Source organism: Pseudomonas haemolytica (assembly GCF_009659625.1).
In the GTDB taxonomy this organism is placed as follows: Bacteria; Pseudomonadota; Gammaproteobacteria; order Pseudomonadales; family Pseudomonadaceae; genus Aquipseudomonas; species Aquipseudomonas haemolytica.
Window position 1 is genome coordinate 183,735 of sequence record NZ_VOIW01000008.1, and the last position, 24,859, is coordinate 208,593.

Consider the following 24,859-nt stretch of genomic DNA (forward strand, 5'->3'; position numbering starts at 1 on the left):
GGTGACTGGTAGGATGTCGCCGCGCGGGAGCTTGCTCCCGCGTTGGCGTGTCTGGGGTATGCGAATTTTTACAGCATGCGACAACGCTCGGATGCTGGCGGTGTAATCGGGAATGCTCCTGCTTTCCGAATGACAGTCACCGCGTTTTTGGCCGGGTCCCTGGCTAAAAGCAGTAATGACCAGGATCGTTGAATTGACGTGAGTTGGGTCCGGGCCTGTATTGGGGCTCAACGAGTTTGGCAGGGTTCAGGAGGGCCAGGCCGAACGTCCTTAAGAGTGCAAAGACTTATGGCAAAGCGTGACTATTACGAAGTATTGGGTGTGGAGCGCGGGGCCAGCGAGGCGGACCTGAAAAAGGCCTACCGTCGCCTGGCGATGAAGCACCACCCGGACCGTAATCCGGATAACAAAGAATCCGAAGAAATGTTCAAAGAGGCCAACGAGGCCTACGAATGCCTGTGTGACCCTAACAAGCGTGCGGCCTACGACCAGTATGGCCATGCTGGCGTCGACCCAAGCATGGGTGGCGGCGGTGCCGGTTTTGGCGGCCAGAACTTCTCCGATATTTTTGGCGACGTGTTCAGCGACTTCTTTGGTGGTGGCCGTGGTGGGCAGCGTGGCGGTGCCCAGCGAGGCAGTGACCTGCGTTACACCCTGGAGTTGAACCTGGAAGAGGCCGTGCGCGGCACCAGCGTCAATATTCGTGTGCCGACGCTGGTTAATTGCAAACCGTGCGACGGTTCGGGTGCGAAGAAAGGCTCATCGCCGATTACTTGCCCGACCTGTGGTGGTATTGGCCAGGTGCGCATGCAGCAAGGCTTCTTCTCGGTGCAGCAGACCTGCCCGCGTTGCCATGGCCAGGGCAAGATCATTTCCGATCCATGCGACTCCTGCCAGGGCGAAGGCCGCGTCGAAGAGTACAAGACGCTCTCGGTGAAAGTGCCGGCGGGTGTGGATACCGGTGATCGTATTCGCCTGTCGGGCGAAGGCGAGGCAGGGACTCAGGGTGGTCCGACTGGCGACCTCTATGTGGTGATCAATGTGCGCGAGCACTCGATCTTCCAGCGCGATGGCAAGCATCTGTTCTGCGAAGTGCCGATCAGCTTTGTCGACGCTGCATTGGGTGGTGAGTTGGAGATTCCGACGCTTGATGGTCGAGTCAAACTCAAGATTCCTGAGGGGACTCAAACCGGCAAGCAGTTCCGCATTCGTGGCAAAGGCGTTGCGCCGGTGCGCGGTGGTGGTGCGGGTGACCTGATGTGCCGTGTGGCGGTGGAAACCCCGGTAAACCTGGGCCGTCGTCAGCGTGAACTGCTTGAGGAGTTCCGCAGCTCGCTGGAGGGCGATGACTCCCATTCGCCGAAAACCACAGGTTTCTTCGATGGCGTGAAGCGCTTTTTCGGCGACCTGTAAGGAGTGGGTATGCGACGTATAGCCGTAATGGGTGCTGCCGGGCGCATGGGCAAGACGCTGGTCGAGGCGGTGCAGCAGCGCTCGCCTGCCTCCGGGCTGACGGCGGCGATTGTTCGCCCGGGTAGCACGTTGATTGGTGCAGACGCGGGTGAGCTGGCTTCGTTGGGGCGCATCGGTGTTTCGTTGTCGGGCAATCTTGAGCGGGTGGTTGACGAGTTCGATGTGCTGATCGACTTCACCCTGCCCGAGGTGATGCTGAAAAACCTGGCGTTCTGCCGTAAGGCGGGCAAGGCCATGGTGATTGGCACCACGGGCTTGAACGCTGAGCAGAAGCAGTTGCTGGTGGAGGCGGGCAAGGATATTCCTATCGTCTTTGCTGCCAACTTCAGTGTTGGCGTGAACCTGTCGCTGAAGTTGCTGGATCTGGCAGCACGCGTGCTCGGCGATGAAGCGGATATCGAGATTATCGAGACCCATCACCGTCATAAGATTGATGCACCTTCGGGCACTGCGCTACGGATGGGCGAGGCTATCGCTGATGCGCTGGGTCGCGATCTGTCGAAAGTGGCTGTGTACGGGCGTGAAGGTCATACCGGTGAGCGTGCGCGCGACACCATTGGCTTCGCGACCGTGCGCGGTGGTGATGTGGTCGGTGATCACACTGTGCTGTTCGCTACCGAAGGCGAGCGCCTGGAGATCACGCATAAAGCCTCAAGCCGCATGACGTTCGCCAAGGGTGCGGTGCGTGCTGCGCTTTGGCTGGAGGGGCGCGAGTCGGGCCTGTATGACATGCGCGACGTACTGGATCTGCACTAATCAGTAGCTAAAACGGGGCCTCAGGATTATCCTGAGGCCCCGTTTTTACCCGCTAAGCGACGTCCTGTCGCATTCCCCTGCCTTTAAGGCTCATTAGCGGTGGACCAAAAAAGCCTTTTTCTGTAAGCTACAGCTTTAGTGTGTCCACTAAAAGCGCGCAGAATAATTCGGTGAAGAAGCGGGGTGACGTGTCCATACGTCACTCCGCTTTTTTACAACCTGCGATCGCCCTTTCAGGCTTTATTTACGGGAGGTCTTCTTGACTAAGCCAGCCATACTCGCCCTTGCTGATGGCAGCATTTTTCGCGGCGAAGCCATTGGAGCCGACGGTCAAACCGTTGGAGAGGTAGTGTTTAACACTGCCATGACCGGCTATCAGGAAATCCTTACCGATCCTTCCTACGCCCAGCAGATCGTTACCCTGACCTATCCGCACATCGGCAACACCGGTACTACACCGGAAGACGTTGAGTCTGATCGTGTCTGGTCGGCAGGTCTGGTGATTCGCGACCTGCCACTGGTTGCGAGCAACTGGCGTAACACGATGTCGCTGTCCGATTACCTGAAAGCCAACAATGTTGTGGCGATCGCCGGTATCGATACGCGCCGCCTGACGCGCATCCTGCGTGAGAAGGGCTCGCAGAACGGCTGCATCATGGTCGGTGACGATATTTCCGAAGATGCCGCGATTGCCGCGGCGCAAGGCTTTCCTGGCCTGAAGGGCATGGACCTGGCGAAAGTGGTCAGCGTCAAAGAGAAGTACGAATGGCGTTCCACGGTCTGGGATTTGAAGACGGACAGTCATGCGACCATCGATGCTGCCGAGTTGCCTTACCACGTGGTCGCCTACGACTACGGCGTGAAGTACAACATCCTGCGCATGCTGGTCGAGCGCGGTTGCCGCGTCACCGTGGTGCCGGCGCAAACCCCGGCCAGCGATGTGCTCGCCCTGCAGCCGGATGGTGTGTTCCTGTCCAACGGCCCGGGTGACCCTGAGCCTTGCGACTACGCCATCCAGGCCATCAAGGACGTGCTGGAAACCGAGATTCCGGTATTCGGCATCTGCCTCGGCCACCAACTGCTGGCCCTGGCCTCCGGCGCCAAGACCCTGAAAATGGGTCACGGCCATCACGGTGCCAACCACCCCGTGCAAGACCTGGACACCGGCGTTGTGATGATCACCAGCCAGAACCACGGTTTTGCGGTAGATGAAGCCACCTTGCCGAGCAACGTGCGCGCCATTCACAAGTCGCTGTTCGACGGTTCCCTGCAGGGTATCGAGCGCACCGACAAGAGCGCGTTCAGCTTCCAGGGCCACCCTGAAGCCAGCCCGGGCCCGAACGACGTAGCGCCGCTGTTCGACCGTTTCATCAATGAGATGGCCAAGCGACGCTGACTGAGCGGCCTGCGGGCGGCCCCGACTCGGTGGCCCCCGCAGGCTCTTCAAAGAGTGTTCAAGACGGCTTGCCGACTGACCTGCGGATTTGAGTGACAAACCCATGCCAAAACGTACAGACATAAAAAGCATCCTGATTCTCGGCGCTGGCCCGATCGTGATCGGCCAGGCCTGCGAATTCGACTACTCCGGCGCCCAGGCCTGCAAAGCCCTGCGCGAGGAGGGTTACCGCGTCATCCTGGTGAACTCCAACCCAGCGACCATCATGACCGATCCGGACATGGCCGACGCCACCTACATCGAGCCGATCAAGTGGCAGACCGTTGCCAAGATCATCGAGAAAGAGTGTCCGGACGCGCTGCTGCCAACCATGGGTGGCCAGACCGCGCTGAACTGCGCCCTGGACCTGGAGCGCGAAGGCGTCCTGGAGAAATTCGGCGTAGAAATGATCGGCGCCAATGCCGATACCATCGACAAGGCGGAAGACCGTTCGCGCTTTGACAAGGCGATGAAGTCCATCGGCCTGGACTGCCCGCGCTCGGGCATCGCCCACAGCATGGAAGAAGCCAACGCAGTGCTCGAGAAGCTCGGCTTCCCGTGCATCATCCGTCCGTCCTTCACCATGGGTGGCACCGGCGGCGGTATCGCTTACAACCGTGAAGAGTTCGAGGAAATCTGCGCCCGTGGTCTGGACCTGTCGCCGACCAAAGAGCTGCTGATCGACGAATCCCTGATCGGCTGGAAAGAGTACGAGATGGAGGTTGTCCGCGATAAGAAGGACAACTGCATCATCGTCTGCTCCATTGAAAACTTTGACCCGATGGGCGTGCACACCGGTGACTCGATCACTGTTGCGCCGGCGCAAACCCTGACGGACAAGGAATACCAGATCATGCGTAACGCCTCCTTGGCGGTGCTGCGCGAGATCGGCGTGGAAACCGGCGGCTCCAACGTCCAGTTCGGCATCTGCCCGAACACTGGTCGCATGGTCGTCATTGAGATGAACCCGCGGGTATCCCGTTCCTCGGCCCTGGCCTCGAAAGCCACTGGTTTCCCGATTGCGCGTATCGCTGCCAAGCTGGCGATCGGTTATACCCTGGACGAGCTGCAGAACGAAATCACCGGTGGCGCTACTCCTGCGTCCTTCGAGCCGTCGATCGATTACGTCGTGACCAAGCTGCCACGTTTCGCTTTCGAGAAATTCCCGAAAGCCGACGCGCGCCTGACCACTCAAATGAAGTCGGTCGGTGAAGTCATGGCCATCGGCCGGACTTTCCAGGAATCCCTGCAGAAAGCTTTGCGCGGCCTGGAAGTGGGCGTTTGCGGCCTGGACGAGAAGCTCGACCTGAGCAATCCGGAAAGCATGAGCATCCTTAAGCGCGAACTGACCGTGCCGGGCGCCGAGCGCATCTGGTACGTGGCGGACGCCTTCCGCGCCGGTCTGTCGGTCGAAGATATCTTCGGCATGAACATGATCGACCCGTGGTTCCTGGTGCAGATCGAAGATCTGATCAAGGAAGAAGAGAAAGTTAAGACCCTGGGTCTGGCCAGCATCGATCGCGACCTGATGTTCAAGCTCAAGCGCAAAGGCTTCTCCGACATGCGTCTGGCCAAGCTGCTGGGCGTGACAGAGAAAGCGCTGCGTCGCCACCGTCACAAGCTGGAGATCTTCCCGGTCTACAAGCGCGTTGACACCTGCGCGGCCGAGTTCGCCACCGACACCGCGTACATGTACTCGACTTACGAGGAAGAGTGCGAAGCCGCGCCTTCGGGTCGCGACAAGATCATCATCCTCGGCGGCGGTCCAAACCGTATCGGCCAAGGCATCGAGTTCGACTACTGCTGCGTACACGCTGCACTGGCCCTGCGCGAAGACGGTTACGAGACCATCATGGTCAACTGCAACCCGGAAACCGTTTCCACAGACTACGACACCTCCGATCGCCTGTACTTCGAGCCAGTGACCCTGGAAGACGTGCTGGAAATCTGCCGGGTCGAGAAGCCTAAAGGCGTGATCGTCCAGTACGGCGGCCAGACCCCGCTGAAATTGGCGCGTGCCCTGGAAGAGGCTGGCGTGCCGATCATCGGTACCAGCCCTGATGCCATCGACCGTGCTGAAGACCGTGAGCGCTTCCAGCAAATGGTTGAGCGCCTGAACCTGCGTCAGCCGCCAAACGCCACTGTGCGCAGCGAAGACGAAGCCATCCGTGCAGCCAGCAAGATCGGCTACCCGCTGGTGGTGCGTCCGTCCTACGTACTGGGCGGCCGGGCGATGGAGATCGTCTACGAAGAAGAAGAACTCAAGCGCTACCTGCGTGATGCAGTGAAAGTGTCCAACGACAGCCCGGTGCTGCTGGACCACTTCCTCAACTGCGCCATCGAAATGGACGTGGACGCGGTGTGCGACGGTACCGACGTGGTGATCGGCGCGATCATGCAGCACATCGAACAAGCGGGCGTTCACTCTGGTGACTCTGCGTGCTCGCTGCCGCCGTACTCGCTGCCGGCGCACATCCAGGACGAGATGCGTGAACAGGTCAAGAAAATGGCCCTGGAACTCGGTGTGGTCGGCCTGATGAACGTACAGTTGGCGCTGCAAGGCGAAGACATCTACGTCATCGAAGTCAACCCGCGCGCTTCGCGTACCGTGCCGTTTGTTTCCAAGTGCATCGGTGTCTCCCTGGCCATGATCGCCGCTCGCGTGATGGCCGGTAAGACCCTGAAGGAAATCGGCTTCACCAAGGAAATCATTCCGAACTTCTACAGCGTGAAAGAGGCGGTGTTCCCATTCGCCAAGTTCCCTGGTGTTGACCCGATCCTGGGCCCGGAGATGAAGTCCACCGGTGAAGTGATGGGCGTAGGCGATACCTTCGGTGAAGCGTTCGCCAAGGCCCAGATGGGGGCCAGCGAAGTGCTGCCGACCGGCGGTACCGCATTTATCAGTGTGCGTGATGACGACAAGCCACTGGTTGCAGGGGTTGCCCGTGATCTGATCAACTTGGGCTTTGAAGTCGTGGCTACTGCCGGGACCGCCAAGCTGATCGAAGCTGCCGGCCTGAAAGTACGTCGCGTGAACAAGGTGACGGAAGGCCGTCCGCACGTGGTCGACATGATCAAGAATGACGAAGTTACCCTGATCATCAACACCACCGAAGGTCGTCAGTCGATCGCGGATTCCTACTCCATTCGTCGTAATGCCTTGCAGCACAAGATCTACTGCACCACCACTATTGCTGCTGGCGAAGCCATCTGCGAAGCGCTCAAGTTCGGTCCGGAAAAGACCGTGCGTCGCTTGCAGGATCTACACGCAGGATTGAAGGCATGACCAAATACCCAATGACCGTCCAGGGCGCCAAGGCCCTGGAAGAGGAACACGCCCATCTGACCAAGGTTGTACGTCCAAAGCTGAGCCAGGACATCGGTACGGCCCGCGAGCTGGGTGACTTGAAGGAAAACGCTGAATACCATGCTGCTCGTGAACAGCAGGGTATGGTTGAGGCGCGGATTCGTGACATTGAGGGCCGCATGCAGAATGCGGTGATCATCGACGTCACGACCATCCCGCATACCGGCAAAGTGATTTTCGGTACTACTGTGGAAATCGCCAACGTCGAGACCGATGAGCGTGTTGTTTACCACATCGTGGGTGAAGATGAAGCTGACTTCAAACTCGGAAAAATCTCTGTCGGCTCGCCACTCGCCCGCGCCTTGATTGCCAAGGAGGAGGGTGATGTGGTTTCCGTCAAGACGCCGGGTGGCGTGATCGAGTACGAGATCGTTGAAGTTCGCCACGTCTGAAAGGCGGCGCCCGCTTCGTGCGGGCGCCATGCTTTGGCAGCTCTCCCAGATGCTTTGGGTCGGCGGCCTGTGGCTGTTACATATTGGTGTGTTACCGGCGCTGGGCCTGATTGGCCTGGCACCGTTGCTGATCGATGAGGTCGACGGATTATTGAGTGCACTGCTGGTAGGTTTTGCGGCAGCGTGCGTGATGCTTCAGGCGTTAGTGCTGATCAAGGCTGAGGGCTTGGGGAGTTTGTGGCGGGATATTCGTGGGCAACTGCTGTTGATGGCGCTGTATGCGTGCGCAATGTTTTGCGTGGTGCGTGTATGGCTGCCGGAAGCGTTGCGCTGGCAGTTATTCAGCTATCTTGTGCTAGGGTTCTCCGGTCTGGTGCTGGTTATGCAGCCTGCGCCGGGATGGAGTGGCAGGGCGCGCGAAGCACGCCCTTGACCCTTTTTGTAATTTAAAAGCTACTTGAAACGGTGTACGTTCGACAGTTGCTTGTTGACGCTGAAGTTCTTGCGATACAGCAGCGCCATCTTGCCGATGACCTGAACCAGGTCCGCTTTGCCGACCTTGCACAGTTCTGCAACGGCGGCCAAACGCGCTTCGCGATCAAGGATATTGACCTTGATCTTGATCAGCTCGTGATCGTTCAGTGCGCGTTCAAATTCGGCTAACACACCTTCAGTCAACCCGTTGTCTGCCACAATCAGAACTGGTTTCAGATGGTGGCCAATGGATTTGTACTGTTTCTTCTGCTCTTGAGTGAGCGGCATAATCTGACCCCTGCGTCTGATCTTGTAAAAAGCGGCGGCCAGTTTACCCGAGCGAGTCCGGGACCGCCCAGTTAATCACGACCCGTTTTATTTTCGAGGTGGCCCGTGGCCCGTTCCAAAACTAGCCTTAAGTGGCTGCAAGAGCATTTCAACGATCCTTACGTCAAAAAGGCGCAGAAGGATGGGTACCGTTCCCGGGCCAGCTACAAGCTGTTGGAGATCCAGGACAAGGACAAGTTGATTCGTCCAGGCATGAGCGTTATTGACCTTGGTGCGGCCCCTGGTGGCTGGTCCCAGGTGACCAGTCGTCTGATTGGTGGGCAAGGTCGGCTGATCGCCTCCGACATCCTTGAGATGGACAGCATCCCGGATGTCACCTTCGTGCACGGTGATTTTACCCAGGACGCCGTGCTGGCTGAGATTTTGGAAGCTGTAGGAAATTCGCAGGTAGACCTTGTGATTTCCGACATGGCCCCCAATATGAGTGGATTACCGGCTGTTGATATGCCGCGAGCCATGTTCCTGTGCGAATTGGCATTGGATTTGGCGGGTCGCGTATTGCGTCCAGGTGGCGATTTCCTGGTGAAGGTGTTCCAGGGCGAGGGTTTCGACGAGTATCACAAGAACATCCGAAAGTTGTTCGACAAGGTACAGACACGTAAACCGGACTCCTCTCGGGACAGGTCCAGAGAGCAATACCTGTTGTGCCGCGGCTTCCGTGGCGTCGAAGGCGCGGCGAGTGAAGAGCGTTTTTGAGAAATTCGAGGAAGGCGATAGGTTTTTTTATATCGCTTTCGTCACGAAGCTTTACGAATATTGTGTAGTCAAAGTTTCACAAAGGGTTACAGACGGCGCCTGCCAGAGTTGTAGGTAATGTAGTAAGTTAGGCCGGTGAATATCATGCGAAGCGCGCGCCAGTAGCGGAGCTTGCTTCAGAGGGTAGTTAATTGAACGATATGGCAAAGAATCTGATCCTGTGGTTGATCATCGCGGCTGTCCTGGTGACGGTGATGAACAACTTCTCCAGCCCTAACGAGCCGCAGACCCTCAACTATTCCGACTTCATCCAGCAAGTTAAGGATGGCAAGGTCGAGCGCGTAGCGGTTGATGGCTACGTGATTACCGGTAAGCGCAACGACGGCGACAGCTTCAAGACCATTCGTCCGGCAATCCAGGACAACGGTCTGATTGGCGACCTGGTGGATAACCATGTGGTTGTCGAAGGCAAGCAGCCTGAACAGCAAAGCATCTGGACTCAACTCCTGGTGGCGAGCTTCCCGATCCTGGTGATTATCGCCGTGTTCATGTTCTTCATGCGCCAGATGCAAGGTGGTGCGGGAGGCAAGGGCGGGCCGATGAGCTTCGGCAAGAGCAAGGCACGCCTGCTCTCCGAAGATCAGGTGAAGACCACCCTGGCTGACGTTGCCGGTTGCGACGAGGCCAAGGAAGAAGTCGGCGAGTTGGTTGAGTTCCTGCGTGATCCGGGCAAGTTCCAGCGCCTGGGTGGCCGTATTCCTCGTGGTGTGTTGATGGTAGGTCCTCCGGGTACCGGTAAAACCTTGCTGGCCAAGGCGATTGCCGGTGAAGCCAAGGTGCCTTTCTTCACTATTTCCGGTTCTGACTTCGTCGAGATGTTCGTTGGTGTGGGTGCCAGCCGTGTTCGCGATATGTTCGAACAGGCCAAGAAGCATGCCCCGTGCATCATTTTTATCGATGAAATCGATGCCGTTGGTCGCCATCGTGGCGCCGGCATGGGTGGTGGTCACGACGAGCGTGAGCAGACCCTCAACCAGTTGCTGGTAGAGATGGATGGTTTCGAGATGAATGACGGCATTATCGTCATCGCTGCGACCAACCGTCCTGACGTGCTGGACCCTGCGTTGTTGCGTCCAGGCCGTTTCGACCGCCAGGTGGTGGTTGGCCTGCCGGATATCCGAGGTCGTGAACAGATTCTGAAAGTACACATGCGTAAAGTGCCAATGGGCGACGACGTGGCTCCGGCTGTGATCGCCCGTGGTACTCCAGGTTTCTCCGGTGCTGACCTGGCCAACCTGGTCAACGAGGCTTCGCTGTTCGCGGCACGTACCGGCAAGCGCATCGTTGAAATGAAAGAGTTCGAGCTGGCCAAAGACAAGATCATGATGGGCGCCGAGCGCAAATCCATGGTCATGTCCGAGAAAGAGAAACAGAACACTGCTTATCACGAGGCAGGTCACGCCATTGTGGGTCGCGTTGTGCCTGAGCATGACCCGGTCTACAAGGTGTCGATCATTCCTCGTGGTCGGGCGCTGGGCGTGACTATGTTCTTGCCCGAGGAGGATCGCTACAGCCTCTCCAAGCGAGCACTCATCAGCCAGATTTGCTCACTGTACGGTGGTCGAATTGCTGAAGAAATGACCCTTGGTTTCGACGGTGTGACTACTGGCGCATCCAACGACATCATGCGTGCCAGCCAGATTGCGCGGAACATGGTGACGAAGTGGGGGTTGTCGGAGAAACTCGGGCCCTTGATGTATGCCGAGGAAGAAGGTGAAGTGTTCCTGGGTCGTGGCGGCGGCGGTCAAAGCGCCAGTTTCTCCGGCGAGACAGCCAAGCTGATCGACTCCGAGGTTCGCAGCATCATTGACCAGTGCTACGGCACGGCCAAGCAGATCCTGACCGACAACCGTGACAAGCTGGATGCCATGGCTGACGCGCTGATGAAGTACGAAACCATCGATGCCGACCAGATCGACGACATCATGGCGGGCCGTACCCCGCGTGAACCTCGAGATTGGGAAGGTGGTTCGGGCACCTCGGGCACTCCGCCCGTAGTTCAGAACGAGCGCCCTGAAACCCCAATCGGCGGCCCGGCAGCTGACCACTAAGGTTTGAAATGACTTCTGCTTTGTCCTCTACCCGGTTGCCTTGCGGCAACCGGGTTCTTGATTTGGCCCATACGCATGTCATGGGTATTCTCAATGTAACCCCTGATTCCTTCTCCGATGGTGGCCGTTTTAGCCAGGTGGACGCTGCGTTGCGCCACGCCGAGGCGATGGTGGCTGCTGGCGCGACCTTGATAGATGTCGGCGGCGAATCGACGCGGCCTGGCGCTCGTGTGGTTTCTCCTTTGGAAGAGTTGGAGCGAGTGGCGCCAGTTGTCGAGCGCATCGCCCGTGAGCTGGATGTGATCATCTCGGTAGATACTTCCACTCCGGCAGTGATGCGTGAAACTGCTCGTCTCGGGGCGGGGCTTATCAACGACGTACGTTCGCTACGGCGTGACGGTGCCCTTGACGCCGCCGCAGCGACCGGCCTGCCTGTCTGTTTGATGCATATGCTGGGTGAGCCCGGCAATATGCAGGATGATCCGCACTACAGCGATCTGGTTGGCGAAGTGAGTGGTTTCCTTGCTGACAGGATTGCCCTGTGCGTGAGTGCGGGGATTGCGCCTGAGAAGATCATCCTTGATCCGGGGTTTGGCTTCGCCAAGACCCTGGAGCACAATTTAAGCCTGTTCAAGCATATGGATGCCCTGCATGCCCTTGGTCGCCCGCTGTTGGTCGGCGTTTCGCGCAAGAGCATGATCGGGCTCGCCTTGAATCGCCCGGTGGGTGAGCGTTTGTATGGAGGCTTGGCGCTTGCGGCGCTCGCCGTGACCAAGGGTGCACGTATTTTGCGTGTGCATGATGTCGCCGAAACCGTCGATGTAGTGCGCATGCTCGCTGCTGTAGAATCAGCCGAATAAGAATGATGGAGCACTTATGACTAGAAAATATTTTGGCACCGACGGTATTCGTGGTCGGGTCGGCGAATTCCCTATCACTCCTGATTTTATGCTCAAGCTGGGTTGGGCGGCAGGCATGGCGTTCCGCAGTATGGGGGCGTGCCGCATCCTGGTCGGCAAGGACACCCGTATCTCGGGTTACATGTTTGAGTCTGCGCTGGAGGCTGGCTTGTCCGCCGCCGGAGCCGATGTGATGTTGCTGGGCCCTATGCCGACACCGGCGATCGCCTACCTGACGCGTACCTTTCACGCTGAAGCCGGGATTGTGATCAGTGCCTCCCATAACCCCCATGATGACAATGGCATCAAGTTTTTCTCGGGGCAGGGCACCAAACTGCCTGATGAAATCGAGCTGATGATCGAGGAACTGCTGGATGCACCAATGACGGTGGTCGAGTCCAGTAAGCTGGGCAAGGTCTCGCGCATTAATGACGCATCTGGCCGTTACATCGAATTCTGTAAAAGCAGCGTTCCGAGCAGCACCAATTTTGCCGGGTTAAAGATTGTTGTCGATTGCGCCCATGGAGCGACCTATAAGGTTGCGCCAAGCGTGTTCAAGGAGCTGGGCGCGCAGGTCACCGTGCTGTCGGCTCAGCCAAACGGGTTGAACATCAACGACAACTGCGGCTCCACGCACATGGAGCAGCTGCAGGCCGCTGTTCTGGCTGAGCATGCAGACCTGGGCATCGCTTTCGATGGTGATGGCGACCGTGTCTTGATGGTGGATCACACCGGCATGATCGTGGATGGTGATGACCTGCTGTTCATTATTGCTCGTGATCTGCATGAGCGTAACAAACTGCAAGGTGGGGTGGTCGGCACCCTCATGAGTAATCTCGGTCTGGAATTGGCCTTGGCTGAGCTAGGGATTCCCTTCGTTCGCGCCAACGTCGGTGACCGTTATGTGATCGCCGAGCTGCTGGAGCGAAATTGGTTGGTCGGTGGTGAGAACTCGGGGCACGTGGTTTGCTTCCAGCACACCACCACGGGTGACGCGATCATCGCTGCGCTGCAGGTGTTATTGGCCCTTCGTCGTCGTGAGGAGAGCCTGGCACAGGCGCGCCAAGCCCTGCGCAAATGCCCGCAAGTGCTGCTCAATGTGCGTTTTGCCGGTGGCGAGAATCCAATCGAGCATCCAGCAGTCAAAGAGGCTTGCGAGCGCGTAACCCAGGCAATGGCTGGGCGTGGGCGTGTATTATTGCGCAAGTCTGGCACAGAGCCTCTGGTGCGCGTCATGGTTGAAGGCGAGGATGAAATACAGGTTCGCAGTCATGCCGAAGACCTGGCAAAACTAGTAACTGAAGTTTGCGCCTGAATTCGGCTTGCCAGTAATGATGTGGTTGGGTAACATCTGCGCCCACTTTGACCGACGAGGTACAGCATGCGTCGCACTATGGTAGCTGGTAACTGGAAGATGCACGGTACCCGCGCCAGTGTCGCTGAGCTGATTAATGGCCTTCGTCACTTGGCCTTGCCTACCGGTGTTGATATCGCGGTTTTCCCGCCTTGCTTGCATATCAACCAAGTGGTTGATGGTTTGAAAGGCAAGTCGATTCAGGTCGGCGCGCAGAACTCTGCGGTGGAACCCATGCAAGGTGCGTTGACTGGCGAGATTTCGCCAAGTCAGTTGGTTGATGCGGGTTGTTCCTATGTGCTTGTCGGGCACTCCGAGCGTCGTCAGATGATGGGCGAGCGTGATGGGATACTCAACCGCAAGTTCGCAGCGGCACAGGCTTGTGGCTTGATTCCAGTGTTGTGCATAGGGGAGACCCTTGAGCAGCGTGAATCGGGCAAGACTCTTGAAGTTGTCTCGCGTCAGCTGGGCAGCATCATCGAGGAGTTGGGTGTTGGTGCATTTGCAAAGGCAGTTATTGCTTACGAGCCGGTCTGGGCCATTGGTACCGGGCTGACTGCTACGCCGCAACAAGCGCAGGATGTGCACGCAGCCATTCGCGCGCAGTTGGCGGCAGAGAATTCTGAAGTCGCGCAAGGTGTGCGGCTTCTATACGGCGGCAGCGTGAAGGCGGCCAATGCGGTCGAACTGTTCGGCATGCCGGATATCGATGGGGGGCTCATTGGTGGAGCTTCCCTGAATGCAGATGAGTTCGGTGCGATCTGTCGCGCCGCGGGAAACTGAAAAAATGCTGGAAACAGTCGTAGTCGTTTTTCATCTGTTGGCTGCCCTGAGCGTAGTGGCTCTGGTTTTGTTGCAACAGGGTAAAGGTGCGGATGCTGGTGCGTCTTTCGGTGCAGGTGCTTCAAATACTGTGTTCGGAAGCCAAGGTTCCTCTACCTTTCTTAGTAAGTTTACTGCTATACTTGCCGCCGGTTTCTTCATAACCAGCTTGGGGTTAGGTTACTTTGCTAAAGAGAAAGCTCATGTGCTGACTCAAGTAGGTCTCCCAAACCCAGCAGTGTTGGAAGTACCAAAAGCAAAACCGGCTTCTGATGATGTCCCGGTGCTTCAAGAGCAAAAGTCGGCTACCCCAGCGACTGACGTGCCTCCAGCTCAAGAGCAGAAGTAAGAAGGTTGTAAACGCTGTATTGCCGAGGTGGTGGAATTGGTAGACACGCAACCTTGAGGTGGTTGTGCCCATAGGGTGTAGGGGTTCGAGTCCCCTTCTCGGTACCAATTATCAGGAGAGCCCGCTGTTGCGGGCTTTCTTGTAGGTGGAAGGTTACATTGACCCTGTAAGGGATCGGTCGTATACTTCCGCCCCAGCTTTGTCGCGGGGTGGAGCAGTCTGGTAGCTCGTCGGGCTCATAACCCGAAGGTCGTCGGTTCAAATCCGGCCCCCGCAACCAGTTTTAGCGGAGCCCCTTTTAAGGGGCTTTTTGTTAGCTGGACACTTTCAACGCCGCTGTTCGACGGCGTTTCAAGGATGGGCGTTTCGCCCATTTTTTTATTTTGCACAGCATGCACATACATGCACGAGGGGGTTCAGGTGTCGAGCAAGCTAGAAGAGTTGCAGGCCTTGTTGGCCCCGGTGATCGTGGCCCTAGGCTATGAATGCTGGGGTATTGAGTTTTCGGCTCAAGGTCGCCACTCAATGTTGCGCGTTTATATCGATAAAGAGGGCGGTGTGCTGGTGGACGATTGTGCCATTGTCAGCCGTCAGATCAGCGGTGTGCTGGATGTTGAAGATCCAATCGCCGTTGAATACACCCTCGAAGTTTCCTCGCCAGGCATGGAACGCCCACTGTTCACTATTGATCAGTTTGCAAAATTTGCCGGTGAACAAGTGAAGATCAAGCTGCGATCCCCTTTTGAAGGGCGACGCAACTTTCAGGGCCTTCTGCGCGGTGTAGAAGAGCAGGATGTCGTGGTGCAGGTAGAAGACCATGAATTCCTGTTGCCGATCGATATGATCGACAAGGCCAACATTATTCCCAGTTTTGACTGAGACGCGGATCCCGCGGATCCAATGGCTTGCGAAAGGCGAGGCGTACGATGAGCAAAGAAGTACTGCTGGTTGTTGAGTCGGTATCCAATGAAAAGGGCGTACCGGCAAACGTGATTTTTGAAGCGCTGGAGCTGGCCCTGGCCACCGCTACCAAAAAGCGTTTTGAAGACGAAGTTGATCTGCGTGTGGAAATCAACCGCCACACCGGTGCCTATGAGACTTTCCGTCGCTGGACGGTCGTCGAAGAAGCCGATCTTGATGATCCGGCCATCGAAACCTGGCCGAGCAAGGTTGCCGAAACGCATCCAGGTGCCAAGGTTGGTGATGTCGTCGAAGAAAAGATCGAATCGATCGAGTTCGGCCGTATTGCCGCACAGACCGCCAAACAGGTCATCGTGCAGAAGGTTCGCGAAGCCGAGCGCGCTCAAGTCGTCGACGCCTATCGCGAGCGCCTGGGTGAAATCATCTCGGGCACCGTGAAGAAAGTCACCCGCGACAACGTGATCGTCGACCTGGGGAACAACGCCGAAGCGTTGCTGGCCCGCGAAGACATCATCTCGCGCGAAACCTTCCGCGTCGGCGTGCGCTTGCGTGCGCTGCTCAAGGAAATCCGCACCGAGAACCGCGGCCCTCAGTTGATCCTGTCGCGTACCGCGCCGGAAATGCTGATTGAGCTGTTCCGTATCGAAGTGCCGGAAATCGCCGAAGGCCTGATCGAAGTCATGGCTGCGTCCCGCGACCCGGGTTCGCGTGCCAAGATCGCGGTCCGTTCCAAGGACAAACGCATCGACCCGCAAGGCGCTTGCATCGGTATGCGCGGTTCGCGCGTCCAGGCAGTGTCGGGCGAATTGGGCGGTGAGCGTGTGGACATCGTCCTCTGGGACGATAACCCGGCGCAGTTTGTGATCAACGCCATGTCGCCGGCTGAAGTGGCGGCAATTATCGTTGACGAAGATGCCCATGCAATGGACATCGCCGTTGGCGCAGACAATCTGGCTCAGGCCATTGGTCGTGGTGGTCAGAACGTGCGTCTGGCCAGCCAACTGACCGGTTGGACCCTGAACGTGATGACCGAATCGGACATCCAGGCTAAGCAGCAAGCTGAAACCGGTGACATCCTGCGCAACTTCATCGAAGAGCTGGAAGTCGATGAAGACCTGGCGCAGGTGCTGGTAGATGAAGGCTTCACCAGCCTGGAAGAGATTGCCTACGTACCGTTGGAAGAAATGCTCAACATCGACGGCTTTGACGAAGACACCGTCAACGAGCTTCGCGCTCGGGCCAAGGATCGTTTGTTGACTAAAGCCATCGCTACTGAGGAAAAGCTGGCAGACGCCCATCCGGCCGAAGACCTGCTCTCGCTTGAGGGTATGGACAAGGATTTGGCGATGGAACTGGCGGTGCGCGGCGTAATTACCCGCGAAGACCTGGCCGAGCAGTCTATTGACGATCTGCTCGACATCGACGGCATTGACGATGATCGTGCCGGCAAGTTGATCATGGCCGCCCGAGCCCATTGGTTCGAGTAATTAGGCGCGGCCTGAGGAGAGAAGTGCATGACGCAAGTCACGGTGAAACAACTGGCCGATGAGGTCAAAACACCGGTAGAGCGCCTGTTGCAGCAGATGCGTGAGGCAGGTCTGCCGCACACCGCCGCCGATGAAGGTGTGAGCGATAGTGAGAAGCAGTCTTTGCTGACTCACTTGAAGAGCAGCCACAAGGCGAAAGTGGAAGAACCGCGCAAGATTACATTGCAGCGCAAAACCACCAGCACCCTGCGTGTTGCAGGTAGCAAGAGCATCAGCGTTGAAGTGCGTAAGAAGAAAGTCTTCGTACAGCGCAGCCCGGAAGAAATCGAAGCCGAGCGCAAACGCGAACTGGAAGAACGTCGCGCAGTAGAAAATGCTGCACGTCAGAAGGCTGAAGAAGAAGCCAAGCGTCGCGCCGAAGAAGAAGCGCGTCGCCAGCCTGCTGCTGCGCAACCTGCTGCCACTGAAGCGGCCGCCGCCCCTGTTGAAGCAGTGCGTGAGGCCGCCCCGGTTGCCGCTGCACCTGCTCCTGCAGCAGACGCCCGCAAGCGCGACGAACCTCGTCGTCCGGACAAGCCACGTGCCGACGATAACAATCGTCGCGGTGGTGGTGGCGATGGCGAGCGTAAAAATGCTCCGCATCGTGCTTCGGTCAAAGAGAAAGCGCCTGCTCCACGCGTTGCCCCGCGTACTACCGACGAAGAAAGCGATGGCTTCCGTCGTGGTGGTCGCGGCAAGGCCAAGCTGAAAAAACGCAACGCCCACGGTTTCCAGAGCCCAACCGGCCCTGTCGTGCGTGATGTGCAGATCGGCGAGACCATTTCTGTTGGCGATCTCGCCAATCAGATGTCGGTCAAGGCTGCTGAAATCATCAAGTTCATGTTCAAACTGGGTACTCCAGCGACCATCAACCAGGTGCTTGATCAGGAAACTGCTCAGCTTGTGGCTGAGGAGTTGGGCCACAAAGTGACCCTGGTCAGCGATACCGCTCTGGAAGACTCCTTGGCCGAGTCCTTGAAGTTTGAAGGTGAGACGTTCTCCCGTGCGCCAGTTGTGACCGTAATGGGCCACGTTGACCATGGTAAGACTTCGCTGCTCGACTACATTCGTCGTGCCAAGGTAGCTGCTGGCGAAGCCGGCGGTATCACCCAGCACATCGGCGCGTACCACGTTGAAACCGAACGCGGCATGGTCACCTTCCTCGACACCCCAGGTCACGCCGCGTTTACCGCAATGCGTGCCCGTGGTGCCAAGGCAACTGACATCGTGATTCTGGTAGTTGCAGCGGACGACGGCGTAATGCCGCAGACCATTGAAGCGGTCCAGCACGCCAAGGCCGCTGGTGTTCCACTGGTTGTCGCAGTGAACAAAATCGACAAGCCGGGCGCCGATCTTGATCGCATCCGTAGCGAACTGTCGGTTCACGGCGTGACTTCCGAAGAGTGGGGCGGTGATACGCCATTCGTTTCGGTTTCGGCGAAAGTCGGTACCGGCGTAGACGAACTGCTCGAAGCGGTCCTGCTGCAAGCTGAAGTACTCGAACTGAAAGCAACTCCATCGGCCCCGGGTCGTGGTGTTGTGGTTGAATCGCGTCTCGACAAAGGTCGTGGCCCGGTTGCAACCGTTCTGGTTCAAGACGGTACCCTGCGCCAAGGCGACATGGTCCTGGTCGGTTCGAACTATGGCCGTGTACGTGCCATGCTCGACGAGAACGGCAAGCCAATCAAAGAAGCGGGTCCTTCCATCCCTGTCGAGATCCTCGGCCTGGACGGTACTCCGGACGCTGGCGACGAGATGAGCGTAGTTGCCGACGAGAAGAAAGCCCGTGAAGTGGCTCTGTTCCGTCAAGGCAAGTTCCGCGAAGTCAAACTGGCTCGCGCGCACGCCGGCAAGCTGGAGAACATCTTCGAGAACATGGGCCAGGCAGAGAAGAAGACGCTCAACATCGTCCTCAAATCTGACGTCCGTGGTTCCCTCGAAGCGTTGAACGGCGCCTTGAACGGCCTGGGTAACGACGAAGTGCAAGTGCGTGTTGTCGGTGGCGGTGTCGGTGGTATCACCGAATCCGACGCCAACCTGGCACTGGCTTCCAACGCTGTACTGTTCGGCTTCAACGTGCGTGCCGATGCTGGCGCTCGCAAGATCGTCGAGCAGGAAGGCCTGGACATGCGTTACTACAACGTCATCTACGACATCATCGAAGACGTCAAGAAAGCCCTTACCGGCATGCTTGGCAGTGACGTCCGGGAGAACATCCTGGGTGTTGCCGAGGTGCGTGATGTGTTCCGTTCGCCGAAATTCGGCGCGATCGCCGGTTGCATGGTTATCGAAGGTGTCGTGCACCGTAACCGTCCAATCCGTGTACTGCGTGAAGACATCGTTATCTTCGAAGGCGAGCTGGAATCCCTGCGCCGCTTCAAGGATGACGCTTCTGAAGTACGTGCCGGCATGGAATGCGGTATCGGCGTCAAGAGCTACAACGACGTCAAGGCTGGCGACAAGATCGAAGTCTACGAGAAGGTTCAGGTTGCTCGCAGCCTCTAACTCGCGCACTTTCGGAGCCACGCAACGTGTGGGCATGCAAATGCCCCGCGTAGCGTACGGACTCTAAACGCAACGCCCGGTCTGGCTTTTGTCAGGCCGGGCGTTTGCCGCTTTCAGACCCCACGGGTTTCACCGTGTGGCAGTAACAGGTAACAAGACATGGCAAAAGAATACAGCCGTACCCAGCGTATCGGTGATCAGATGCAGCGTGAGCTGGCCCAACTGATCCGCCGCGAAGTCAAAGACCCCCGCGTTGGGCTGGTCACCATCACCGCAGTTGAAGTGAGCCGTGACGTAGGTCACGCCAAGATCTTTATCACCGTGATGGGGCAGGACAGCAGCGAAGAAATCGCACAAAGCATCAAGGTGCTCAACTCGGCCGCAGGTTTCTTGCGCATGCAGTTGGCCCGCGAAATGAAGCTGCGCAGCGTCCCACAGTTGCACTTTCACTACGACGAAAGCGTCGTTCGGGGTGCGCATCTGTCGGCACTGATCGAGCGCGCCGTGGCGGAAGACAGTCAGCACCCGTCCACACCTGAAGACGCCAAGGAGTAAGCGGTGGCTCAGGTCAAACGTATCCGTCGCAACGTCAGCGGCATCATTCTGCTCGACAAGCCCATTGGCTTTACTTCCAATGCCGCGCTGCAGAAGGTCCGCTGGCTGCTCAACGCCGAGAAGGCCGGGCACACCGGCAGCCTCGATCCACTGGCCACCGGCGTACTGCCGTTGTGCTTTGGCGAGGCCACCAAGTTCTCGCAGTACCTGCTCGATTCCGACAAGGGTTATGAAACCCTGATGCAACTGGGCAAGACCACCACCACGGCGGATGCTGAAGGTGATGTTTTGCAGGTTCGCGACGTGACCGTTGGTCGTGCTGACATCGAAGCTGCTTTACCCGCTTTTCGTGGAGAAATCAGTCAGATACCGCCGATGTACTCGGCGCTCAAGCGGGATGGGCAGCCACTTTACAAGCTGGCACGTGCGGGCGAAGTAGTGGAGCGCGAACCGCGTTCTGTTACTATTGCGCGCTTGGAATTGCTCGCCTGTGAAGGCGACACTGCCCGCCTGGCCGTGGACTGCAGCAAAGGCACTTATATCCGTACCCTGGTGGAAGATATTGGTGAAAAGCTCGGTTGCGGCGCGTACGTTGCAGAACTGCGACGCACCCAGGCCGGGCCTTTCAGCCTGGCCCAGACGGTCACGCTGGAAGAGTTGGAAGCGGTACACGCCGAAGGCGGCAACGAAGCGGTTGATCGCTTCCTGATGCCATCGGACAGCGGTTTGCTCGATTGGCCGTTGCTGCACTTCTCGGAGCACAGCGCGTTCTACTGGCTCAACGGCCAGCCGGTACGTGCCCCGGATGCCCCGAAGTTCGGCATGGTGCGGGTACAGGATCATAACGGTCGCTTTATCGGTATCGGTGAAGTGAGCGAAGACGGGCGCATCGCGCCGCGTCGACTGATTCGGTCAGAATGACCGGAACCAGTTTGTGGTAAAAGCGTAGCGAGCGAAGGTAAGACAAGGAAAAAACAGACGAGGAAGCGGAGTTAACTGCTGTTAATGAGCATTCCGAGTCTGTTTTTGACGCAGGATTACCGAGCGCAGTAGCTTTTACGCAAACTGGGACGAGTGTGGCTGTTAACAGGCACGGTCAACACTCATTTTTAGATACAGGGATTTGTCCCTGGCCTGTTGAGACTGCCCTTTGGGTGGTTTCCTGAAAAAAGGATTGCCTCATGGCTCTCGACGTTCAAGAAAAAGCACAAATCGTAGCTGACTATCAGCAAGCTGTTGGTGACACTGGTTCGCCAGAAGTGCAAGTTGCACTGCTGACCCACAACATCAACAAGCTGCAAGGTCACTTCAAGGCCAACGGTAAAGATCACCACTCCCGTCGTGGTCTGATCCGCATGGTAAACCAGCGCCGTAAGCTGCTGGACTACCTGAAAGGCAAGGATCTGGGTCGTTATCAGGCTCTGATCGGTCGCCTGGGTCTGCGTCGCTAATCAGCGATTGCGCTAGAGGTTGGTTGTCTGCCGTGTGTCAGTGGGATTCCCGCTGGCCCATGGTAGGCTCCCAGCCTCAAGTTTTATCTGGATACACGTTTTACCCTGGACTAGCGTCGGGCCGATTCCCGGCATTGCCCAAGAATTTCGCAAGAAGACAAGTTCCCCCAAGAGCCACAAAGAAGGTAGGACACCGTGAACCCGGTTATCAAAAAATTTCAGTTCGGTCAGTCGACCGTTACCCTCGAGACAGGCCGTATCGCCCGTCAAGCCTCCGGCGCAGTGCTGGTTACCGTTGACGATGACGTTACCGTACTGGTGACCGTTGTTGGCGCCAAGACCGCTGACCCGAGCAAAGGCTTCTTCCCTTTGTCCGTTCACTACCAGGAAAAGACTTACGCTGCCGGTAAGATCCCTGGCGGTTTCTTCAAGCGCGAAGGCCGTCCTTCCGAGAAAGAAACCCTGACTTCCCGACTGATCGATCGTCCGATCCGTCCGCTGTTCCCAGAAGGCTTCATGAACGAAGTGCAGGTTGTCTGCACCGTGGTTTCCACCAGCAAAAAGACCGATCCGGACATCGCTGCGATGATCGGTACTTCGGCTGCCCTGGCCATCTCCGGCATTCCTTTCGATGGCCCGATCGGCGCAGCGCGCGTTGCTTTCCACGAAAGCACCGGCTACCTGCTGAACCCGACTTACGAACAACAGAAGGCCTCGAGCCTGGACATGGTCGTTGCCGGTACTTCGGAAGCCGTGTTGATGGTTGAATCGGAAGCCAAAGAGCTGACCGAAGACCAGATGCTGGGCGCTGTACTGTTTGCTCACGACGAGTTCCAGGTTGTGATCAACGCTGTTAAAGAACTGGCTGCCGAAGCTGCTAAGCCGACCTGGACCTGGGCTGCTGCCCCGGAAGCCACTGAGCTGCTGGGCGCTATCCGCTCCGAGTTCGGCGCTGCCATCTCCGACGCCTACACCATCACCGTCAAGGCCGACCGTTACGCTCGCCTGGGCGAGTTGAAGGATCAGGTTGTGGCCAAGCTGTCCGGTGAAGAAGGCCAGCCTTCTGCCAGCGACGTTAAAGCTGCATTCGGTGAAATCGAATACCGCACCGTTCGCGAAAACATCGTTAACGGCAAGCCACGTATCGACGGTCGCGACACTCGCACCGTGCGCCCACTGAACATCGAAGTCGGCGTTCTGCCGAAGACTCACGGTTCGGCGCTGTTCACTCGTGGTGAAACTCAGGCTCTGGTAGTCGCGACCCTGGGTACTGCCCGTGACGCACAACTGCTGGACACCCTGGAAGGCGAGAAAAAAGACCCCTTCATGCTGCACTACAACTTCCCGCCGTTCTCGGTGGGCGAGTGTGGTCGCATGGGCGGTGCTGGCCGTCGCGAAATCGGCCACGGTCGTCTGGCACGCCGTTCGGTTCAGGCCATGTTGCCTGCTGCTGACGTGTTCCCGTACACCATCCGTGTTGTGTCGGAAATCACTGAGTCCAACGGTTCCAGCTCCATGGCTTCCGTTTGCGGTGCTTCCCTGGCACTGATGGACGCTGGTGTGCCGATGAAGGCACCGGTTGCCGGTATCGCCATGGGCCTGGTTAAAGAAGGCGAGAAGTTCGCCATCCTGACCGACATCCTGGGTGACGAAGATCACCTGGGCGACATGGACTTCAAAGTAGCCGGTACCGCTAAAGGTGTGACCGCGCTGCAGATGGACATCAAGATCAAGGGCATCACCGAAGAGATCATGGAAATCGCTCTGGGCCAAGCCCTGGAAGCGCGCCTGAACATCCTCGGCCAGATGAACCAGATCATTGGTCAGTCCCGTACCGAGCTGTCGGAAAATGCTCCGACCATGATCGCGATGAAAATCGACACCGACAAAATCCGTGATGTTATCGGTAAAGGCGGCGCGACCATTCGTGCGATCTGTGAAGAGACCAAGGCTTCGATCGACATCGAAGACGACGGCTCGATCAAGATCTTCGGCGAAACCAAGGAGGCTGCTGAAGCTGCACGTCAGCGCGTCCTGGGTATCACCGCTGAGGCTGAGATCGGCAAGATCTACGTCGGTAAGGTTGAGCGCATCGTCGACTTCGGCGCATTCGTTAACATCCTGCCAGGCAAAGACGGTCTGGTTCACATCTCCATGCTGAGCGACGCTCGTGTTGAGAAAGTGACTGACATTCTGAAAGAAGGTCAGGAAGTAGAAGTGTTGGTACTGGACGTGGACAACCGCGGTCGTATCAAGCTGTCCATCAAGGACGTAGCAGCAGCCAAGGCTTCGGGCGTTTAATCACCCGTAGGCCAGGCTGAAAAAAGGACTCTTCGGAGTCCTTTTTTTATGGGCGCTGGAAAATTAAGCAAAATCAGCCATTTAGCCCAAGGCAAAAAACCGCAACTTGCATGCAGGCACGACGCAGTTCATGCAAGTTGCACGATTTCGAAAATCAGTGTGTTTTTCAACTCATTGATTTATAAGGGTTTAACTCTATTTTCCGACTTGGCACACTGCCTGCAATATCCCTGTTAACGCTGCAGCATCAAGGTTCACGCGCTGCAGACTTTTAATAAAACAGGAGTTACTCGTATGAAGAAGTTCGCTCTCGCTACTGCTACCGCTCTGACTCTGGCCATGGGTGCTAACGTAGCCTTTGCTCAGACTTCCCAAGCCCCTATGACTCTGGCGGCTGGTGAAATGACCAAGGCTAAAGAGTCCACCTCGGATACCTGGATCACCACCAAAGTAAAAGCTGACCTGCTGACCGAGAAAGGCATTCCTGGTTCGGACATCAAGGTTGAAACCAACAAAGGTGTGGTTTCCCTGTCCTCTGACGTAGCTATCTCGGATTCCCAGAAAGCGACCGCTGTAGCCATCACCAAGAAAATTAAAGGCGTGACTGCTGTTTCCGCTGATGGCCTGCTGGCTGGCGGTGCTGTAAAAGCTGACAACATCGACAAAGCCAAGGAAGGGACTACGGATACCTGGATTACCACCAAGGTAAAAGCTGATCTGGTAACCGAGAAAGGCATTCCTGGCACCGACATCAAAGTCGAAACCAACAAAGGCGTAGTTTCCCTGTCGTCGACCGTAGCGGTCACCGAAGCTCAGAAAACTACCGCGGTGGCAATCGCCAAGAAAATCAAGGGCGTTAAAGCTGTATCGGCCGACGGCCTGAAAGCAGAGTAACGTTACCCTTTTCGTCTGAACTAGACTGCGGCGGCTTAGGGTGAGTTAGATATCCACCCAATGCACCTCTGGAGTTCATGCGACCGACCACATGGATGTGGTCATTACAGGCCCCGGCACTTGTGTCGGGGCCTGTTCTATTTTGAAGGGCATACGAAGATCAAAAAGTGTGGGAGCGGGCTTGCTCGCGAAGGCGATGTATCAGTCACTGAATGTGTACCTGATACACC

At 57.3% G+C, this 24,859-nt stretch carries 21 protein-coding genes and 2 tRNA genes; 22 read left to right on the forward strand and 1 reads right to left on the reverse strand.

Annotated features, from left to right (window positions below; translation table 11 throughout):
* The first annotated feature begins 288 nt into the window (after positions 1-288).
* The 6 genes from dnaJ (at position 289) to FRT59_RS24665 (ending at position 7,856) form a co-directional block, all read left to right on the forward strand.
* Positions 289-1,413 carry a molecular chaperone DnaJ gene (gene dnaJ / locus FRT59_RS24640; protein WP_034117842.1) on the forward strand — a complete coding sequence of 375 codons (1,125 nt, stop codon included), beginning with the start codon at positions 289-291 and terminating at the stop codon, positions 1,411-1,413.
* A 9-nt stretch (positions 1,414-1,422) separates the two neighbouring features.
* The gene (gene dapB, locus FRT59_RS24645; RefSeq protein ID WP_034117843.1) at positions 1,423-2,229 is read left to right on the forward strand and encodes a 4-hydroxy-tetrahydrodipicolinate reductase; all 807 of its coding nucleotides are present in this window, start codon (positions 1,423-1,425) and stop codon (positions 2,227-2,229) included.
* A 259-nt stretch (positions 2,230-2,488) separates the two neighbouring features.
* Positions 2,489-3,625: a glutamine-hydrolyzing carbamoyl-phosphate synthase small subunit gene (gene carA, locus FRT59_RS24650; protein WP_153872623.1), complete on the forward strand. Its 1,137-nt coding sequence runs from the start codon at positions 2,489-2,491 to the stop codon at positions 3,623-3,625.
* Between the two features lie 103 nt (positions 3,626-3,728).
* Positions 3,729-6,950, forward strand: coding sequence for a carbamoyl-phosphate synthase large subunit (gene carB / locus FRT59_RS24655; RefSeq protein WP_153872624.1), 3,222 nt, complete (start codon positions 3,729-3,731; stop codon positions 6,948-6,950).
* Positions 6,947-7,423, forward strand: a complete 477-nt coding sequence (gene greA, locus FRT59_RS24660; protein WP_034117846.1) for a transcription elongation factor GreA — start codon at positions 6,947-6,949, stop codon at positions 7,421-7,423. The genes carB and greA overlap by 4 nt, the downstream gene beginning before the upstream one ends.
* A gap of 28 nt (positions 7,424-7,451) precedes the next feature.
* The gene (locus tag FRT59_RS24665; protein WP_034117847.1) at positions 7,452-7,856 is read left to right on the forward strand and encodes a hypothetical protein; all 405 of its coding nucleotides are present in this window, start codon (positions 7,452-7,454) and stop codon (positions 7,854-7,856) included.
* A gap of 20 nt (positions 7,857-7,876) precedes the next feature.
* On the opposite strand, the gene FRT59_RS24670 is transcribed toward FRT59_RS24665, so the two are convergent.
* Positions 7,877-8,185: a YhbY family RNA-binding protein gene (locus FRT59_RS24670; RefSeq protein ID WP_003176146.1), complete on the reverse strand. Its 309-nt coding sequence runs from the start codon at positions 8,183-8,185 to the stop codon at positions 7,877-7,879.
* 105 nt (positions 8,186-8,290) lie between these two features.
* Here FRT59_RS24670 and rlmE point away from each other — a divergent pair, with 105 nt between their 5' ends.
* From rlmE to FRT59_RS24750, 16 genes are all read left to right on the forward strand, one after another.
* Positions 8,291-8,941, forward strand: coding sequence for a 23S rRNA (uridine(2552)-2'-O)-methyltransferase RlmE (rlmE, locus tag FRT59_RS24675; protein ID WP_034117848.1), 651 nt, complete (start codon positions 8,291-8,293; stop codon positions 8,939-8,941).
* A gap of 200 nt (positions 8,942-9,141) precedes the next feature.
* Entirely contained in the window at positions 9,142-11,052 is a 1,911-nt protein-coding gene (gene ftsH, locus FRT59_RS24680; protein WP_032803717.1) for an ATP-dependent zinc metalloprotease FtsH, read from the forward strand.
* Positions 11,053-11,060: 8 nt separating this feature from the next.
* Positions 11,061-11,912 carry a dihydropteroate synthase gene (gene folP / locus FRT59_RS24685; protein ID WP_034117849.1) on the forward strand — a complete coding sequence of 284 codons (852 nt, stop codon included), beginning with the start codon at positions 11,061-11,063 and terminating at the stop codon, positions 11,910-11,912.
* A gap of 16 nt (positions 11,913-11,928) precedes the next feature.
* Positions 11,929-13,266 carry a phosphoglucosamine mutase gene (gene glmM, locus FRT59_RS24690; protein WP_153872625.1) on the forward strand — a complete coding sequence of 446 codons (1,338 nt, stop codon included), beginning with the start codon at positions 11,929-11,931 and terminating at the stop codon, positions 13,264-13,266.
* Between the two features lie 66 nt (positions 13,267-13,332).
* Positions 13,333-14,088: a triose-phosphate isomerase gene (gene tpiA / locus FRT59_RS24695; protein ID WP_153839887.1), complete on the forward strand. Its 756-nt coding sequence runs from the start codon at positions 13,333-13,335 to the stop codon at positions 14,086-14,088.
* Positions 14,089-14,092: 4 nt separating this feature from the next.
* A complete protein-coding gene (gene secG, locus FRT59_RS24700; RefSeq protein WP_003194191.1) occupies positions 14,093-14,476 on the forward strand; it encodes a preprotein translocase subunit SecG in 384 nt (127 codons plus the stop codon).
* Between the two features lie 21 nt (positions 14,477-14,497).
* A tRNA-Leu gene (locus tag FRT59_RS24705) sits at positions 14,498-14,583 on the forward strand.
* A gap of 96 nt (positions 14,584-14,679) precedes the next feature.
* Positions 14,680-14,756 (forward strand) — tRNA-Met (locus FRT59_RS24710).
* 140 nt (positions 14,757-14,896) lie between these two features.
* Positions 14,897-15,355, forward strand: coding sequence for a ribosome maturation factor RimP (gene rimP / locus FRT59_RS24715; RefSeq protein WP_034117933.1), 459 nt, complete (start codon positions 14,897-14,899; stop codon positions 15,353-15,355).
* A 47-nt stretch (positions 15,356-15,402) separates the two neighbouring features.
* Positions 15,403-16,884, forward strand: a complete 1,482-nt coding sequence (gene nusA / locus FRT59_RS24720; RefSeq protein WP_025857112.1) for a transcription termination factor NusA — start codon at positions 15,403-15,405, stop codon at positions 16,882-16,884.
* A 27-nt stretch (positions 16,885-16,911) separates the two neighbouring features.
* Complete coding sequence (infB, locus tag FRT59_RS24725) at positions 16,912-19,428, forward strand: translation initiation factor IF-2 (RefSeq protein WP_153872626.1); 2,517 nt, start codon at positions 16,912-16,914, stop codon at positions 19,426-19,428.
* A gap of 159 nt (positions 19,429-19,587) precedes the next feature.
* The gene (gene rbfA, locus FRT59_RS24730; RefSeq protein ID WP_016973761.1) at positions 19,588-19,983 is read left to right on the forward strand and encodes a 30S ribosome-binding factor RbfA; all 396 of its coding nucleotides are present in this window, start codon (positions 19,588-19,590) and stop codon (positions 19,981-19,983) included.
* A 3-nt stretch (positions 19,984-19,986) separates the two neighbouring features.
* Positions 19,987-20,904 (forward strand): tRNA pseudouridine(55) synthase TruB, encoded by a 918-nt coding sequence (gene truB, locus FRT59_RS24735; protein WP_034117853.1) that lies wholly within the window; start codon positions 19,987-19,989, stop codon positions 20,902-20,904.
* Positions 20,905-21,164: 260 nt separating this feature from the next.
* Positions 21,165-21,434 (forward strand): 30S ribosomal protein S15, encoded by a 270-nt coding sequence (gene rpsO / locus FRT59_RS24740; protein ID WP_003176135.1) that lies wholly within the window; start codon positions 21,165-21,167, stop codon positions 21,432-21,434.
* Between the two features lie 195 nt (positions 21,435-21,629).
* A complete protein-coding gene (gene pnp, locus FRT59_RS24745) occupies positions 21,630-23,735 on the forward strand; it encodes a polyribonucleotide nucleotidyltransferase (protein WP_034117854.1) in 2,106 nt (701 codons plus the stop codon).
* A 294-nt stretch (positions 23,736-24,029) separates the two neighbouring features.
* The gene (locus FRT59_RS24750; RefSeq protein WP_153872627.1) at positions 24,030-24,629 is read left to right on the forward strand and encodes a BON domain-containing protein; all 600 of its coding nucleotides are present in this window, start codon (positions 24,030-24,032) and stop codon (positions 24,627-24,629) included.
* Positions 24,630-24,859 lie beyond the last annotated feature (230 nt).

What these genes read in the sequence shown, in the direction of transcription:
- ftsH (WP_032803717.1), top strand. Translation starts at nt 9,142, where the DNA reads ATGGCAAAGAATCTGATCCTGTGGTTGATCATCGCGGCTGTCCTGGTG.
- FRT59_RS24670 (WP_003176146.1), bottom strand. Translation starts at nt 8,185, where the DNA reads ATGCCGCTCACTCAAGAGCAGAAGAAACAGTACAAATCCATTGGCCAC.
- FRT59_RS24750 (WP_153872627.1), top strand. Translation starts at nt 24,030, where the DNA reads ATGAAGAAGTTCGCTCTCGCTACTGCTACCGCTCTGACTCTGGCCATG.
- nusA (WP_025857112.1), top strand. Translation starts at nt 15,403, where the DNA reads ATGAGCAAAGAAGTACTGCTGGTTGTTGAGTCGGTATCCAATGAAAAG.
- folP (WP_034117849.1), top strand. Translation starts at nt 11,061, where the DNA reads ATGACTTCTGCTTTGTCCTCTACCCGGTTGCCTTGCGGCAACCGGGTT.
- dnaJ (WP_034117842.1), top strand. Translation starts at nt 289, where the DNA reads ATGGCAAAGCGTGACTATTACGAAGTATTGGGTGTGGAGCGCGGGGCC.
- tpiA (WP_153839887.1), top strand. Translation starts at nt 13,333, where the DNA reads ATGCGTCGCACTATGGTAGCTGGTAACTGGAAGATGCACGGTACCCGC.
- carB (WP_153872624.1), top strand. Translation starts at nt 3,729, where the DNA reads ATGCCAAAACGTACAGACATAAAAAGCATCCTGATTCTCGGCGCTGGC.
- glmM (WP_153872625.1), top strand. Translation starts at nt 11,929, where the DNA reads ATGACTAGAAAATATTTTGGCACCGACGGTATTCGTGGTCGGGTCGGC.
- dapB (WP_034117843.1), top strand. Translation starts at nt 1,423, where the DNA reads ATGCGACGTATAGCCGTAATGGGTGCTGCCGGGCGCATGGGCAAGACG.
- secG (WP_003194191.1), top strand. Translation starts at nt 14,093, where the DNA reads ATGCTGGAAACAGTCGTAGTCGTTTTTCATCTGTTGGCTGCCCTGAGC.
- rpsO (WP_003176135.1), top strand. Translation starts at nt 21,165, where the DNA reads ATGGCTCTCGACGTTCAAGAAAAAGCACAAATCGTAGCTGACTATCAG.
- rbfA (WP_016973761.1), top strand. Translation starts at nt 19,588, where the DNA reads ATGGCAAAAGAATACAGCCGTACCCAGCGTATCGGTGATCAGATGCAG.
- FRT59_RS24665 (WP_034117847.1), top strand. Translation starts at nt 7,452, where the DNA reads ATGCTTTGGCAGCTCTCCCAGATGCTTTGGGTCGGCGGCCTGTGGCTG.
- greA (WP_034117846.1), top strand. Translation starts at nt 6,947, where the DNA reads ATGACCAAATACCCAATGACCGTCCAGGGCGCCAAGGCCCTGGAAGAG.
- infB (WP_153872626.1), top strand. Translation starts at nt 16,912, where the DNA reads ATGACGCAAGTCACGGTGAAACAACTGGCCGATGAGGTCAAAACACCG.